Origin of the sequence: Sutcliffiella horikoshii, assembly GCF_020524325.1 — a bacterium.
Lineage (GTDB): Bacteria > Bacillota > Bacilli > Bacillales > Bacillaceae_I > Sutcliffiella_A > Sutcliffiella_A horikoshii_D.
Genome location: NZ_JAIVKY010000011.1, coordinates 34,459 through 50,356 on the forward strand (window position 1 = coordinate 34,459; position 15,898 = coordinate 50,356).

Annotated in this window: 15 protein-coding genes; 11 read left to right on the forward strand and 4 right to left on the reverse strand. The window is 39.8% G+C overall.

The features are described 5' to 3' along the window. Nucleotides 1-188 precede the first annotated feature (188 nt). Together LC091_RS16730 and LC091_RS16735 are read left to right on the forward strand one after the other, a co-directional pair. Nucleotides 189-1,733 (forward strand): response regulator transcription factor, encoded by a 1,545-nt coding sequence (locus LC091_RS16730; protein WP_226683169.1) that lies wholly within the window; start codon nucleotides 189-191, stop codon nucleotides 1,731-1,733. A gap of 18 nt (nucleotides 1,734-1,751) precedes the next feature. Beyond that, a complete protein-coding gene (locus LC091_RS16735; protein ID WP_226683170.1) occupies nucleotides 1,752-2,852 on the forward strand; it encodes a sugar ABC transporter substrate-binding protein in 1,101 nt (366 codons plus the stop codon). A 57-nt stretch (nucleotides 2,853-2,909) separates the two neighbouring features. On the opposite strand, the gene LC091_RS16740 is transcribed toward LC091_RS16735, so the two are convergent. Further along, entirely contained in the window at nucleotides 2,910-3,617 is a 708-nt protein-coding gene (locus tag LC091_RS16740) for a metallophosphoesterase family protein (RefSeq protein ID WP_226683171.1), read from the reverse strand. Nucleotides 3,618-3,739: 122 nt separating this feature from the next. Between LC091_RS16740 and LC091_RS16745 the strand changes: the two genes are divergently transcribed. From LC091_RS16745 to LC091_RS16760, 4 genes are all read left to right on the forward strand, one after another. Next, the gene (locus LC091_RS16745) at nucleotides 3,740-4,690 is read left to right on the forward strand and encodes a DMT family transporter (protein ID WP_226683172.1); all 951 of its coding nucleotides are present in this window, start codon (nucleotides 3,740-3,742) and stop codon (nucleotides 4,688-4,690) included. Between the two features lie 232 nt (nucleotides 4,691-4,922). Further along, nucleotides 4,923-5,960 carry a fatty acid desaturase gene (locus LC091_RS16750; RefSeq protein ID WP_226683173.1) on the forward strand — a complete coding sequence of 346 codons (1,038 nt, stop codon included), beginning with the start codon at nucleotides 4,923-4,925 and terminating at the stop codon, nucleotides 5,958-5,960. A gap of 282 nt (nucleotides 5,961-6,242) precedes the next feature. Next, nucleotides 6,243-6,797: a hypothetical protein gene (locus tag LC091_RS16755; RefSeq protein WP_226683174.1), complete on the forward strand. Its 555-nt coding sequence runs from the start codon at nucleotides 6,243-6,245 to the stop codon at nucleotides 6,795-6,797. A 74-nt stretch (nucleotides 6,798-6,871) separates the two neighbouring features. Further along, nucleotides 6,872-7,798, forward strand: coding sequence for an HD domain-containing phosphohydrolase (locus LC091_RS16760; protein ID WP_226683175.1), 927 nt, complete (start codon nucleotides 6,872-6,874; stop codon nucleotides 7,796-7,798). A gap of 23 nt (nucleotides 7,799-7,821) precedes the next feature. Here LC091_RS16760 and LC091_RS16765 read toward each other — a convergent pair whose 3' ends face one another. Genes LC091_RS16765 through LC091_RS16775 form a run of 3 tightly spaced genes read right to left on the reverse strand, consistent with a single transcriptional unit; the run spans nucleotide 7,822 to nucleotide 12,145 of the window. Continuing rightward, a complete protein-coding gene (locus tag LC091_RS16765; protein ID WP_226683176.1) occupies nucleotides 7,822-8,208 on the reverse strand; it encodes a carboxymuconolactone decarboxylase family protein in 387 nt (128 codons plus the stop codon). Nucleotides 8,209-8,210: 2 nt separating this feature from the next. Then, nucleotides 8,211-9,878: a thiamine pyrophosphate-binding protein gene (locus LC091_RS16770; RefSeq protein WP_226683177.1), complete on the reverse strand. Its 1,668-nt coding sequence runs from the start codon at nucleotides 9,876-9,878 to the stop codon at nucleotides 8,211-8,213. Nucleotides 9,879-9,895: 17 nt separating this feature from the next. Continuing rightward, on the reverse strand, nucleotides 9,896-12,145 hold the full coding sequence (locus LC091_RS16775; protein WP_226683178.1) for an EAL domain-containing protein: 2,250 nt from the start codon (nucleotides 12,143-12,145) through the stop codon (nucleotides 9,896-9,898). Between the two features lie 329 nt (nucleotides 12,146-12,474). Here LC091_RS16775 and LC091_RS16780 point away from each other — a divergent pair, with 329 nt between their 5' ends. The 5 genes from LC091_RS16780 to LC091_RS20445 all read left to right on the forward strand — a co-directional run bounded on the left by LC091_RS16780 (nucleotide 12,475) and on the right by LC091_RS20445 (nucleotide 15,870). Continuing rightward, nucleotides 12,475-13,140: a type 1 glutamine amidotransferase domain-containing protein gene (locus LC091_RS16780; protein ID WP_226683179.1), complete on the forward strand. Its 666-nt coding sequence runs from the start codon at nucleotides 12,475-12,477 to the stop codon at nucleotides 13,138-13,140. 76 nt (nucleotides 13,141-13,216) lie between these two features. Then, nucleotides 13,217-14,380, forward strand: a complete 1,164-nt coding sequence (locus tag LC091_RS16785) for an iron-containing alcohol dehydrogenase (RefSeq protein WP_226683309.1) — start codon at nucleotides 13,217-13,219, stop codon at nucleotides 14,378-14,380. A gap of 25 nt (nucleotides 14,381-14,405) precedes the next feature. Further along, nucleotides 14,406-14,693, forward strand: a complete 288-nt coding sequence (locus LC091_RS16790) for a putative quinol monooxygenase (RefSeq protein WP_226683180.1) — start codon at nucleotides 14,406-14,408, stop codon at nucleotides 14,691-14,693. Between the two features lie 74 nt (nucleotides 14,694-14,767). Continuing rightward, nucleotides 14,768-15,643, forward strand: coding sequence for a LysR family transcriptional regulator (locus tag LC091_RS16795; protein WP_226683181.1), 876 nt, complete (start codon nucleotides 14,768-14,770; stop codon nucleotides 15,641-15,643). Between the two features lie 101 nt (nucleotides 15,644-15,744). Further along, entirely contained in the window at nucleotides 15,745-15,870 is a 126-nt protein-coding gene (locus tag LC091_RS20445; RefSeq protein ID WP_264179367.1) for a hypothetical protein, read from the forward strand. The last annotated feature ends 28 nt before the right edge of the window (nucleotides 15,871-15,898 follow it).

Genomic DNA, 15,898 nt, shown 5'->3' on the forward strand with positions numbered 1-15,898 from the left:
CTAGGAAAGCGAAGCCTTTTTCGGAAATCAACAGCGGTGTTTATACAACATCTTAATTCATAGGCTTTTTCAGTGGCGTCGATGAAGCCGAGGAGGCTCAAGCACCGTCCTCTGGATAAGCGAACACCTGGAACGGAAATCTACAGGAGTTAAATAAGTTACCTAAATAATGAAAGGAGTCGAACTGAATGATCAAACTCCTCATTGTAGATGATGAACAAATTGAACGACAAGGCATGCAAACTATTCTAGAAAGAAACTATCCTGACCTACTAATTAAACAGGCCAAAAATGGAAAAATGGCAGTTGAGATGGCAGACAACTACACCCCTGACCTAATTTTGATGGACATCAAGATGCCAGGTTTGAATGGGCTAGAAGCTATTGAACAAATCAGTGCCAAGCATCCAAATACAAAATTCATCATGGTCACCGCCTACGATACATTCGGATATGTCAAACAGGCAATCAAACTCGGGGTCAAAGATTATATTTTAAAGCCAAGTAAAATAAGTGAAATTAAAACGACAGTCGGAAAAGTCCTAGACCAAATCGAGAATGAGAAAGCTCAGGAGGCCAAAAACAAGCTTCAGGAAGCGGCATTTGAAAAAACACTGACTCTTGTTGAGACAGATGTTGTGACACAACTCCTCTTCGATCACGTGCATGAAGTTCATATAGACATGTTGATGGAAATGCTTGATATCCCTTCCACGAATGAAATGTTTGCCATGATTGTACTATTACCTCCAGGATCCGAATCAAATTATTCTATGATCAAGGATAAGGTAAGACAGACCAAGAGCGGATGGGTAGGTGCACTATATGGAAATCAACTGCCAATTATCGTGTTCCGGCAACCAGATAAGACCTTCAGATCTCAAGCTAGTTCACTTGCACGAGATATTCTAGCAATCTCTAAAAAAGGACAAACTATCGATTGGTTTATTGGGATTGGGGAGGTTTGCAGCTCTCTGGAACAGGTTCGCCAATCCTATCAAGACGCTCTCGTGGCTACAATGGATACCAAGACTTTAACCAATTATCGTTTCTACACAGACATTCATACAAGTGTGGTTGCCCGCAATAGTAGCTTGGATAGGAATCAGCAACAGGAACTTGCTGATCTAATCCGACTTGGCCAGTGGGATGAGGTACAAATGTATGTCATGAACATTCTTCAATGCTATGAAAAAGAAGGAACCAATTTACTGCATACACAGCAACGGATGCTGGAGATCCTTTGGATTACTTCTCGAGTGATGAATGAATTAGGAGTGGAAAATAAAACTCCGCTCTATTCTGTACAAACTACAAATTATCGTCAGCTTCGTTCAGAAACAAAGCAGCTCCTTGAGGGGATGAAACAATCTTATGACGCCCACTGCAACCACTTGGAGGCAGACACCATGCAGCAAATAAAACAATACATCATGGAACATTCTCATCAAGATATATCGCTTGATATGCTGGCGGGAAAAGTGGGGTTAAGCCCCATTTATATCAGTAAAATGTTCAAGGAAAAGCAGGGCATCAACTTTATCGATTTCCTCACAGAATGCAGAATGGAGAAAGCGAAACGACTTATGAATGATTCAGAAAAGAGTATAAAGGAAATTACCTTTGAAGTGGGTTACCATGACCCAAATTATTTTAGTAAGGTATTCAAAAAAATGACTAACTTTTCTCCAAAAGAGTATCGTAAAACACTCTTACGAAATAAGGCGAACTAGGCAGAGAGGGTGGAGGAAATGGAGCTTAGAATGCGTAGATTATTAACTTGGTTTGTTATGCTGGCTCTGTTTTATGTAGCCTCTGGCTGTGAAAAGATGGATAATTCCCTTCAAAAGGAAGTGGAATCTGTAAAGAATACGCCCCTTTTGCAGAATGAAGAAGTGGCTTCTGAGGAGAAAAAAATAAAAATTGGTTTTTCTATGGACACGTTGGAGGAGGAAAGGTGGCTGAGAGACCGTGCTCTTTTTAAGTCAGCAGTTGAGACCTTGGGAGCGGAAGTTGAGATACTTGCAGCAAACGGGGATGACGCGTTGCAGGTTCTACAGGCGGAAACTCTAATTAGCCAAGGTGTTGATCTTCTTGTAGTAGTCCCGCATAACGCAGAAGCAGCAGCCACGATTGTGAAAAAAGCACATCTTGCGGGAATCAAGGTACTTTCTTATGACAGACTTATCAAAAATGCAAAAATCGATCTTTATGTTTCTTTTGACAACGAACGTGTGGGAGAGATGCAGGCAGAGGCAATTACAAAGATTGTCCCAAAAGGAAAATATGTTTATATTGGCGGAGCGGATACGGACAATAATGCCCACCTATTCAAAAAGGGAGTCTTCCATGTCCTACAACCACTGATTGATAAAGGGGATATCACTGTAGTTTATGATCAGTGGACGAAAAATTGGCTACCAAGCAATGCTTATGCAAACATGAAGGAAGCACTCATTGCAAATGGTGGAAAAATTGATGCTGTCATCGCAGCAAACGATGCAACAGCCGGGATGGCAATTGAAGCCCTTCAGGAAGTGGGACTAGCTGGAAAAATCCCTGTTGCAGGTCAGGACGCAGAACTAGCAGCCGCTCAGCGGATTGTGGTAGGTACTCAGACAATGACGGTGTACAAACCGATACCAACTCTTGCTGAAGAAGCGGCAAGACTAGCAGTGGCAATGGCCAGGGGAGAGTTTATTGACACGGGTCGCAAAGTGAACAATGGGAAAGTGGAAGTGCCTTCTGTGTTGTTGCCGCCAATTGCGGTGAACAAGTCGAATATGGATGAAACAGTCATTTCTGATGGATTTCATTCAAAGGAGGATGTGTATAAAGGGGATAAACAATAACTGGTGTGTTATAAAATCTCAGAGGAACTCTGTTTATTAGAGCATCTCTGAGATTTTTTATTCTGCATAATAGACCTTTTTTTCTAAAGCCTCCAAACAATACAAGCGTCCTCCATAAGCACAACCGCCATCAATCCCGATAATATTATTCTCACCGAAGTAAACCTCTGGCTTTTTATGAAGGTACTTTGTTGGCGTATGTCCAAAGACTACTATCTTCTCCCCTTGATATCCTTTATGAAATTCTTCTCTGATCCACACTAGGGTGTGAGGTTCCGTAAGTTCCAATGCTGTCTCAGGGTGTACTCCTGCATGGACGAAGATATGAGTATCTGTTTCATAATAGAAGGGGAGTGTTTTTAGAAAGTTTATATGAGGGCGAATTTGCTCATTGATGACAAGCGCTTTCGGTATCTCCTCTGTCGTGTACCAGTATTTCGCGTCGTCTTTTTCAATTTCGTATCCATAATTCTGTAGGGTTTTGATGCCTCCGTTATAATACCACCTTTTCAAGTGAAGGGGATCTTCAGTGTATTCAAACGCGTCAATCATCATCTTATCGTGATTTCCCATCAGGGCAATGGCCCCTTCAGCAGTCAATTCAATCACCTTGTCTAAAACCTGACGTGACTGTGGGCCGCGATCCACATAATCGCCAAGCAACACGAGCTGATCCTGCTTGCTGTCATAGTTAATTATCTCAAGTAGTCTATCAAATTTTTCTATATCGCCATGTATATCACTTACTGCAAGAATACGCCTCATTGTCACTCATTCCTTTACTAACAATTATTTTAATTTTATCACAATTTCCGAAAAGCGAAATATTCTATGCAATTTTCCATTATAATGATGGAAACGATAAGTCCGAAGGAAGGATGTTTTCCGTGAAAGCAATTTTAATCGGGGTAGTAGCCTCCATGTTCTTTGCTGTCACCTTTATACTAAACCGTTCCATGGAACTGTCTGGCGGTAGCTGGCTATGGAGTTCGTCCTTGCGCTTCTTTTTTATGGTGCCGTTTTTGCTTTTGATTGTATGGATGAGAGGAAACCTTGGACCTCTATTACGTGAAATGCGATTGGCCCCATTTTCTTGGTTTCTATGGAGTTTTACTGGGTTTGTACTTTTCTACGGACCAATAACATTTGCTGCCGCATATGGACCGGGCTGGCTTGTTGCCGGAACGTGGCAGCTGACCATCATCGCTGGTGTTCTTTTAGGTCCTTTCTTCTATAAAATAGTGCAGGGAGTAAAGGTGAGTGAGCGTATTCCCATGCGAGGGCTTCTTATTTCCATGGTCATTTTTGCAGGTGTACTGTTAATTCAGACTCAACAAGGAGGAGGTCTAACTGGATCAATGATTATATATGGAGTTCTTCCCGTAGCAGTCGCTTCCTTTGCCTATCCGCTTGGTAACCGGAAGATGATGGAGGTGTGCGGTGGTAGGCTGGATACGTTTCAAAGGGTGCTTGGAATGACTTTGTCCACTATACCTGTGTGGTTGCTTGTTGCTCTAACGGGATCTATAACAGTGGGTGCTCCAACGCAGGAACAGGTTCTCCAAACATTAATAGTCGCAATCAGTTCTGGCGTCATTGCAACTACCTTGTTTTTCATTGCAACAGATATGGTGAGAAACAGCCAGGAAAAACTCGCCGCAGTAGAAGCGACTCAATCAACCCAAGTTTTGTTTGTTTTATTTGGAGAAGTACTACTCTTATCCACACCATTGCCGAATGGGATAGGGAAGCTTGGTTTATTTATCATCATAATTGGTATGCTCCTGCACAGTTTTTTTACGAAAAGAAGGGTTAAGCCAAAGCAACTTGCTGCTTAAAGAGTGAACATCCATGTGGATTCACTCTTTTTTTAATTTTTTTCATAATAATATTTACCTTTTTCCCTAAACAAGATCCCAGGTCTGACAAGGAATTTTAAGAGGTCTGACAATCCCTTACAAAAACTATATGACATTTGTCATACTCTACATATGACACCTGCTACTAACTAATTTTTTTTAATTGGATATAATAAATTTTATCAACTCAACAACGAAGGGATTTAATAAAATGTCAATTCAAAATGAAATGAAAAACCTTAAAAAACAAGTTGCTCCTTTCGAAAAATCGCAAACTAAAAAGAGTATCTGGCAGTTGATCAATACGCTAACGCCATTTTTCCTGTTATGGTATCTCACTTATATAAGCCTATCTGTTTCTTACTGGTTGGCATTGGTACCAGCAATTTTTGCAGCGGGATTCATGACGCGTATCTTCATTATCTTTCACGATTGTACGCATCACTCCTTCTTCAAAAATCGCAAGTGGAACCGTGCAGTAGGGACTTTGACAGGTGTATTAACATTATTTCCATTCGATCAATGGGGACATGACCACTCCGTTCACCATGCAACAAGCGGAAATTTAGACAAGCGTGGTGTTGGTGATATCTGGACACTGACTGTGGAAGAGTATAAAGCAGCATCTTTTAAAACTCGTTTATCATATAGATTATACCGCAATCCGTTGGTAATGTTTGGATTAGGACCAATTTACACTTTCTTAATCAGAAACCGTTTCAACCGTAAAGAAGCAAGACAAAAAGAGCGCAACAACTTATACCTGACAAATGTACTAATTGTCGCTGTAGCCGTACTATTGAGTTTAGCAATCGGCTGGCAGGCATTCCTGATTGTACATGGCACGATCTTTATGATCGCCGGAAGTGTAGGAATTTGGTTGTTTTATGTACAACATACTTTTGAAGATTCCTATTTCGAAACGGATAAAGATTGGGAATACGTATTAGCGGCAGTAGAAGGAAGTTCTTTTTACAAGCTGCCAAAAGTATTACAATTTCTAACAGGAAATATTGGTTACCACCATATTCACCATTTAAGTCCAAGAGTACCAAACTACGAGTTGGAAAAATGCCATCATAGCACACCGCCACTTCAACATGTACCAACTATTACGCTGGCTACAAGTTTAAAATCTCTGAAATTCCGTTTGTGGGATGAAAAGAGTAAGAACTTTGTGACGTTCAGAGAAGCGAAGAAACTGGTCCACAACACTGTTTCTAGAACAGAAATGAAACCTGAAGTATAAGATACAAAAAACCAATCCCAATTATTCTAAGGGGTTGGTTTTTTTATTTTGTAAAATAAAGGATGGAATTGTCTCTATAAATAGTCTTGAGTTGACCGATATAATGATTAAGGCATGTAAGAAAAAACAAAATATTACAAAAAAATATAGATTTAAGCATATGTAACTTGTATAATTATGGTGATATATAGGAAAAAAGCACGAAATTACATAACGTTACTACAGGAGAAAGTCACAGATCACACCGAGAGAAATATATATAAAATTTTGAGGGGGATTACAGTGAAGAGATTAGGTATGTTAGCTTTCTTTACCATTTTGTTTTTAGGAGTTTCGTTAGGGTTATCAACAAATGCACAAGCAGCAAGTGATGCAGATGTTGAAAAAGCATTAGAAATTATTGACGCAGCAAATATTGAAATGGATCAAATCATTGAAACTGGTGTTCAAGATGCGGACGCTTTATGGGCTGTGTACCTTGAAGAATTAGCAGTATTAGAAGGTGATTTAGCAGAACTAAACAATCAGATAGAAGAAGTAGATGCGGCACTGTTAACATCTACTGATAGTGTACAGCAAGCTGAACTTGGACAAGCACTTGCAGATTTGCAAGCTGAAAAGGGACTTTTGGAGGAGCGTATCGCTCAAAGAACCGCTCAATTCGATCAAGAGGTTGATGCAATTATCAGCTACGTATTTGATATTACTTTGCAAATGACACAGGACACGATTGATGAAGTTGCAGAATACGGTGTCGTAGCAGAGTGTTTCTGGAAGTATGTGAGATTTGCAGATCGTTGGGCTTGGATTGATCCTGTAAGATTAGTAGGATATTAAAAGATTGTAAGAGAAAAGCGGTTACTTTTCATAAAAAAGTAGTCGCTTTTCAAAATATAAGAGGTGAACAAAAGGTGGCTTTTACTATAGGGAAGAAAGATCAAAACATCGAAAAGGTAAATATGGAAAATTTTGAATTAAGTCTTCTATCCAAGGGTGAAGGTATAGAAGTAATGGTTCAAACAATTAAGAAAGATAATATTTTTTATATTTATCCTGCAGAAAGTCCAAAAGTAGTAGAATTCTTTTATATTCTCGAAGGTAAAATACTGTGTGAAAGCAATGGGGAAAAGATTGAGTTAGGTCCATATGATTATTTTTCTTGTAGTGACTTAGAAGATACCATTCATTTTACGGCTTTGACAAATGTGAAGTATTTGTGGGTAATAAACGAACCCACTTTTTTCCAATTAAGCGATAATGTTAAAGAGCTAAGCCAAATAGTAGAACGAGTTGAAGAAAGAGACCCATATACTTATAAACATAATGAAAGAGTTGCAAAATACTCTATAAAAATCGCGAAAAAGCTTTCACTTTCTAAATCAAACTTAGAAAGACTTTATATTTCCGCTATCCTACACGATATTGGAAAAATAAACATTCCATCAGAAATACTTAACAAACCAGCAAAACTCACAGATGAAGAGTTTGCATTAATTAAGAAACATCCTGGAGATGGTGCAGAAATGGTTAAAGAGCTATATTATGACGACACCATCGCACTCATCATTGAACAGCACCATGAACGTTTAAACGGTCGAGGATATCCAAAAGGACTTAAGGAGGAAGAGATTGTACTCGAAGCCCGCATCATCGCAGTCAGCGATACTTTTGACGCGATGACTGAAGATAGAGCTTATCGCGGTGCCTTTACTCCAGAATTCGCAATAGACGAACTACTAAGGCTCTCTCCATCACAATATGATCTTGACGTAGTAAACGCACTAATTGAAGTCCTTCAAGAAGAAGGCAAACTAAATGAAACAAGCCCTAAAGCATAAACCTTTGCTTCAGGGCTTGTTTTTTATTTTTCCGTTTTTTGTGCTTCTTCAGCAAAAATAACACTCGCCACTTTCATTGCTTGTACAGCTTTAGGGAAACCCGCATAGCCTGAGCATTGAATGATGACTTCTTTAATTTGGTGTTCTGTTAGGCCAACTCGTAATGAGGCTCTTATATGAACATCTAATTGTTCGAACGCGCCTTGTGTTATCAAGGAACTAAGTGTGACAAGTTCTCTTTCTGCCAAATTTAGTCCTTCGCGGGGGTAGAGCTCTCCGTATCCAAATCCGACAATCATTTCCCAGAAGTCAGGAGAGATTTCTTTCATTTTTTTCATTCCTTCTAAAGCTTCCGCTGGGAACATTTTTTCAAGAGTTTCTATTCCTAATTCAAATCGATTCTTTTCCAAGTTTATTGCCTCCCCATAGTAGGTGGTATTTCATCAGGGTCAACGATGACCTCGATTACAAAAGGTGTTTTCTTTGTTTCTAAAGTGGTTAATCCTAGTACAATGGCATTTTTTAAGTCTAGAGGATTGTAGCATTTATATGAATCAAGACCCATAGAGTTTGCAAAGGCAGCAATATCAAGTGGAGAGTTGTATATGGCTCCGATTGACTTTCCGTTCATTTTTTTCATGCCTTTTTCCACCATATCAAGCCTTCCATTATTCAATACGATAAATAGGACAGGCGATTGGTAGTTTAACGCTGTGGAAATTTCGGTTCCATGCATGAACATGCAACCATCCCCAACAAGGCAAACAATTGGTTTGTGCGGTGCAGCAATTTTTGCTCCTATGGAATAACCTATTCCATGGCCCATCGCACCGAATATATCATCGAAAATAAAACTGCCTGGCTGATAGATGTCAAAATGCCTGATTCCATAAAACGTGTGGCTGCCATCATCTCCAAATACGATGCTGTCTTCTGGAAGTTCATTACGTAATACTTTTATCGTTGTTTCAGCTGACATGTATTCAGAGGGTTTATTAAATGGCACTTCTTTTATTTGCTTAGGTTGCAAAAACTTAGAGCTCTCGGTACTTATTACTTCTGCGAGATCTAATAAATGTTGTAGATTGGAGCGAATATCCCCCATGACTGGTGTGGTTGGCACCTTAATGCTTTTTCCGATGAATGTGGAATCATAGTCAAAATGTATCAAGTGATCAGGGTACATATCCGGAGTGAACCCTGCTGTGGACATGTCACTTAATTTCGATCCAATGACGATTAGGAGATCTACTCCTTTCCGTAAGTAATCAGATGCTTCCTTTGTTCCACCTAAACCGAATGCTCCAAGTGAAAGAGAGTGGTTCGTTTTAAACGCCCCTTTGCCTCCTGGGGTAGTCATTACGGGAATAGTCCAATGTTCTGCTAAGAGTTGGATTTCTTTATAAGCCTTACTAGAATGAACACCTTTTCCTAGAAATAGTAAGGGCCTTGTTGCATTTTGTAATTCCAATTTCACCCTATCGAGGTTGGTGGAAATCATTTCGATTGGCTTGGGTAAATCAAGTTCAAACGGGTCAATCTCTTCTAGTAAAATATCAAAAGGGATGGATAGATGGACAGGGCCTTTTACGCCTGATAAAGCCTTTTCCAACGCATGTTGGAGCAGGGGTTGTAGCATATCTCCCCGTTCCACTCGGGCACTGAATTTGGTGACATGGCGAAACATTTCAACAAGATCAGTACCAAATAAAGATGAATCCTGTCCCATTCCTTTTCCTGTGTCCTTCATGGAAGGATGTCCCGTAATAATCAAGACAGGAATATGAGAAGCTTTTGCTTGTCCGGCAGCAGTTAATAAATTTGTTCCTCCTGGCCCTGAAGTCCCGATTGCAACACCTATTTTTCCGCTCATAAAAGAGTAGCCTGCTGCTGCAAAGCCTGCACCTGTTTCATGTTTACATAATACAAATTCAATATCTTCTTTATCAGATGCGTAAATGATGGGTGAAATAGCCTTTCCAGGTATGCCAAATATATGTTGTACATCCCACTTTTTAAAGAGTTTTGCTAATACGGCGGCAGCAGTATCCATTTTCAACATTGTCGCAGAAGTATTCATTTGTACATTCGATCCCCTTATACGTATATTTTCTCTATCTCTTTTAATAGCATTGGGTGTAATTGCTCGAATTGTTCTACTGAGATTGGCTTACTAAAAAGATAGCCTTGTATGGTGTCGCAATCATATTTCTTTAAAAAGTCTAGTTGTTCAATCGTCTCAACACCCTCAGCTATAACTCGTAAACCAAGGTTGTGAGCGAGAGTAATAATAGCTTTCACAATATTTACATCATGATTATCTTTCAGTACATCTCTTACAAAGGAGCGGTCAATTTTCAGATAGTCAATTGGAAAGCTTTTTAAGTAACTCAATGAGCTGTAGCCTGTCCCAAAGTCATCAATACTGATATAAATACCAAGGCCTTTTAATTGCTGAAGTACTTTCAAGGAATAGTCGAAGTCCATCGCCATAGATTCCGTTATTTCTACCACCAAAAACTGTGGATCAAGGCCAGTTTGCTCTAGAACACTTTGAACATGGCTTACAAGATTCAATTTAAAAAATTGTTGGGTAGAAAGGTTGACGGCCACTTTAAATGGTGTCATGCCGGCATCAATCCATTTTTTGTTTTGTGCACATGCTTCTTCAATCACCCATTCACCTATGTTAGTAATTAGTCCGGTTTCTTCTGCAAGGCCGATAAATTTATCCGGATAAATTAGACCAAGAGTAGGGTGGTTCCATCTAATCAATGCTTCTACACCAATTAATTCCCCGCTCTTATTACAAATCTGAGGTTGATAATGAAGAATAAATTCATTTCGCTCTAAAGCTTTGCGTAAATCTGTTTCTAGTTGTAATTCCTCTATCGAATTGTGCAACATATCAGAGGCGTACACCACATACCGGTTCTTACCTTGTGATTTCGCTTTATACATGGCATTATCGGCATAGACCATGAAATCTTCAAGTGTAATTGAATTATTTGGGTAAATAGCAACACCAATACTGACCGTGGTGTGAAATTCATGGGAAGTGACGTTGAATGGCTGATTGAATTGCTTTAATACTTTGGTTGCCATTTCGGTTACATAAGTTTCCGAATCGAAATCCCGCAATAGGAAAATAAATTCATCCCCTCCCATACGTGCAAGTGTATCTTTTTCCCCAAGGCACCCAACCAACCTTTTTGTCACCTCTGCTAGTAAAAGGTCGCCATTGGAGTGGCCGAAGGTATCGTTAATAATCTTAAATCGATCAAGGTCAAGAAATAAAATGGCCATCTTCGTTTCTTTTCCTAAACGATTGTCTTGGATAAGCGATTCAATTTCCTTTTGTATGTAACGTCTGTTTGGCAGTCCTGTTAAGTCATCATGGTACGCCAAGTAATTAAATTTTTCTTCTATAAAATAACGATCGGTAATATCCCGGAATTGACCAAAGGCACCAACCAATTTGTCCTCTTCATAAATAGGTTGTGCATCAAAAAGACAGACCACCGGGTCGCCACTTGGGTTAATAAACTTTATTTCAACATTCTCGTATTTCTTCTCATTTTTAATTACTTCTTTAAAATACTTACCTGTCAGCTCTGATTCAAAAATGGTTCTTCCTATCACTGACTCTCTTGTGCGATTTGAAATTTGTTGGGCAAACTCATTAAATTCCGTTGTGACACCTTTTTCATCTGTAATGACAATCCCGTTTCTCGTCCTGCTCAACATAATTTGGTTCATGATATTCAGTTTTCTGTTTTGTTTTCTCAGCAGGAGTTCGCGCTCTATAGAGTCCACGACTTGTGACAACATCGTTAAGAAAAGCGGGTTCTCAAATTGGATCGGCATCATAATACATACGCTGCCGAGTAGATCATTATCATCTGTATAATGTAATGCCGCACCGTAACAGGCGATCTGATGAAATGTTTTGTGATAATGTTGGTCTCCAATTAGGCTGATGGGATGATTTTGTTGCAACGCTAAACTGATTACATTAGTTCCTGTATCCTCTTGCGTAAATTGGCTCCCCTTTTTTATGCCAAACCGTTCGATAGTCGATTTGATCATCTCATCTCCAGCAATTTCTAGTAAAAACCCTTCAGCGTCAGAGATTACGACAAGGATGGGTGTTCCTTTTAACGAGTTCAACAATTTATTGGAAAAAAAACTAACAACAGATAAAATTTCTCCATAAGCTCGTCTCTTTTCTTCCAATTCTTCATTTGTCATAAATTTTTTCGGACTTGGAATCTCGTCAGGATCCATACCGCTTTCCAAACATCTTCTTTTAGAAGTAGCAATAAAGTACGGTTCTTTTTCACTCATTTTCCAACACCTCAAATAATTAACAATTACGTATAATCTCATATTAAGTGTATTAAGGGTAGATAGCAAAGAATAAATTACACAAATCGACACAAATTGTCGAGTGGGTATATAGAAATAGGTAATTAAGACTAGTTTTCTAGACCGATTTTGTTCTATTGATGAAATGTTAAAAATCTTAAAAATGGGTAATGTAAAAGAGAGAGGAGAGTGGATACGTATAAATTTATTTATACATAAAATAAAATTAACTAATTTGTATTATGGGTAGTCAGGTACTACAATGAAAACTGTAAGGAATACAAACAACATTTAGGAGGAAATTAATTATGACTAAACATATATTAATGGTAGTAACTACAGCAGATAAAATGAAAGACGGTCACGAAACAGGACTATGGCTTTCCGAATTCGGTGAAGCGTATGTTGAATTCGCGAACAAAGGTTATGAAGTTACAGTAGCAAGCCCACTAGGCGGAAAAGCTCCTGTCGATGCTAGAAGCTTAGAGGGTGGAGAAACTCCTCAAGAAATCTTAGACACAGCTAAATACCTAGAAAACACAATTAAGTTAGATGAAGTTACAGACCTATCTAAATTTGATGCGATCTTCTTACCAGGTGGTCATGGTACCATGTTTGACCTTCCTGATAACGAGAAATTACACCAAGTGATTCGCGACCTTTATGAAGCGGACAAGCTAGTTGCAGCAGTGTGCCATGGTCCTGCGGGTCTTGTGGGAGTGAAACTTTCCGATGGGACTCCACTTGTAGCTGGAAAAACAGTAACAGCTTTTACGGATGATGAGGAAAGAGAAACTACATTAGATAAATATATGCCATTCCTTTTAGAAACGCGCTTACGTGAATTAGGAGCGGAAGTTATTGTGGCAGATAACTGGGCAGACCATATGCAAGCAGATGGAAACTTAATCACAGGCCAAAACCCTCAATCCACTATTAGCGTAGCAAAAGAAGTAGTAAAACAATTAGGCTAAACACTTTCATCCTGTAAGCAAGAAGGTCTTGCTTGCAGGAATTTTTTTGGCAAACTTTCACAAAGAGGAGATAATGATGGAAAACTTTCAATATCACAACCCTACGAAATTAATTTTCGGTAGAGGACAGTTAGAAGCTTTAAAAACTGAAATCCCCCAATATGGAAAACGCATCTTACTAGTATATGGTGGAGGAAGTGTCAAACGGACTGGATTATATGACCGTGTAATGACCATCCTCAATGAAATGGGAGCACATGTTGAAGAATTAGGCGGTGTAGAACCAAACCCCCGTCTTACAACTGTTAACAAAGGAATTAAACTTATCAAAGAGAATAAACTTGATTTTATCTTAGCAGTAGGTGGCGGGAGTGTTATTGACTGCTCCAAAGCGATTGCAGCAGGAGCAAAGTATGAAGGAGACGTATGGGACATTGTCATGAAAAAGCATGTGCCAACTTCGGCTACTCCAATTGGTACGGTGCTGACTTTAGCTGCTACTGGTTCGGAAATGAATGGTGGGGCAGTTATTACGAATTGGGAGGATAATGACAAGCGTTCATTCGGTTCCATTCATACTTATCCACGCTTCAGTGTGCTTGATCCCGAATTGACATACTCTGTTCCCCGTGATCAAACGGTTTACGGAATTGTGGATATTATGTCTCATGTATTTGAGCAGTATTTCCATACAACGGAAAATGCACCTTTGCAGGATCGTATCGGTGAATCTATTTTACGAACGATGATGGAAACCGCTCCTAAATTACTAGATAATCTGGAAAGTTACGAGCATCGTGAAGTAATGCTTCTTAATGGAACGTTTGCCCTTAACGGAACGTTATCTATGGGGGTTAAAACAGACTGGGCGACGCATATGATGGAGCATGCGGTGTCAGCTGTATACGATATTCCTCACGGAGGAGGGCTAGCTATACTATTCCCGCATTGGATGGCTTATGTGGCAGAACAAAAGCCGGAAAAAGTGGCGCAGCTTGGCGTAAGGGTTTTTGATATAGAAGCAAAAGGCAAACCGTTAGAAGAAGTTGCGAAGGAGACAATTAGGTCTTTACGCGAATTCTGGACAAGCATTGGTGCTCCAGTGTCATTGGCTGACTATGATATTACAGATGATCAGCTTGATTTAATGGCTGAGCGTGCCATGGTTAGAGAAACAATTGGAGGATACGTACCGCTTGAAAAAGAAGATGTGAAAACCATTCTACGAAATGCTTTATAATTTAGGAGGAAGGTGAATTTTGTTGATGAAACCTATTACAATTAATGCCATTATGACTGCCAAACCCGGTATGGAAGATGATCTGTTTCAGGAAATGCAGAGAATGGTGACACCATCTCGTGCAGAAAAAGGCTGTGAAGAATATACGCTACATCAGTCAGTCGAGCAGGAAGGTGTGTTTGTTTTCTATGAAACTTGGCAGGATGAACAGGCACTAAAGGAACATATCGAAACGGAACACTACCAAAACTATCGACAGAAAATTGAAAGTTTAGTGGAAAAACGGGAAGTATATAGACTAACTAAGGTCTAATTTTATGTATGAAATTGCACCGTTCTTCTTAGCGAAGTGCGGTGCTTTCATATAAGAAAAGGAATGCAAACAGCATGATTGATTTTGAATGGTATCGTAGTTTTATAAGTATATACAAACATGGGTCCGTATCGGCAGCGGCCAAAGCACGAATCTTGACACAACCTGCTATGAGCCAGCACTTGGCCGCATTAGAAGCGGAGATTGGAGATTCTCTATTTGTTCGAGCACCTAGAAAAATGATTCCAACAGAAAAGGGAAAGGAACTCTATACAAAAATTGTCCCTCTAATTGAAAAGTTGGAGAGTACCAGTATGGAGTTGAGAAATGGTGCCACTCAACCTGCTCTTGCACCTTTAGTGAAGCTTGGTTCACCTGCGGATTATTTTACAAAAGCAGCACTTGGTAAGTTAAGTGATATGGAAATAAGGCTATCTGTCCAATTTGGCTTAGCACATGAATTGCAGGAAAAGCTTAGTGCAGGGGAGGTAGATCTGATTATTACCACGCAAAAGACACCCATCGCTGGCGTAGAGTATAAGAAAATTGAGGACGAAGTGTTTGTGGTTGTGGCAGCGGCAGATGGTGATCTTGATTCTAAAGCTGTGGGGATGGATGATGTAGAAGGGTGGCTGAATGAACAGACTTGGTTGAGTTATGGAACGGAGCTGCCGATTGTAAGAAGATACTGGCGTGAGCACTTTAATAAACGACCGGAAATTCAACCGTCTCATGTGATTCCTGATTTAAGGGCGGTTCTGGAAGCAATAGAGAATAACATGGGAATTAGTGTGCTGCCTACCTATCTGGTAAGAGATTCAATTGAGGCTGGAAGAACAAAGATATTGTTCCCGCAACTCTCGGTAGAAAACACTATTTACCTGGCTTATAAAATGGAAAACCGTGATCATTCACATGTTCGGGAGATTTTGAGAAGGTTAAAGCGGTAGGGGAAAGGCGGACGGAAAATAGGGTAGGCGTCTCAAGGCCCGAAGTGTGGTTTGAAAGCGGAAAATGGTAATAGAGAAGGCGTCTCAAGGCCCGAAACGTCATGGGAAAGTGGCAAACGGTAACAGAGAAGGCGTCTCAAGGCCCGAAGCGTGGTTGGAAAGTGGCAAACGGTAACAGAGAAGATGTCTCAAGGCCCAAAGCGTGGTTGGAAAGTGGCAAACGGTAACAGAGAAGATGTCTCAAGGCCCAAAGCT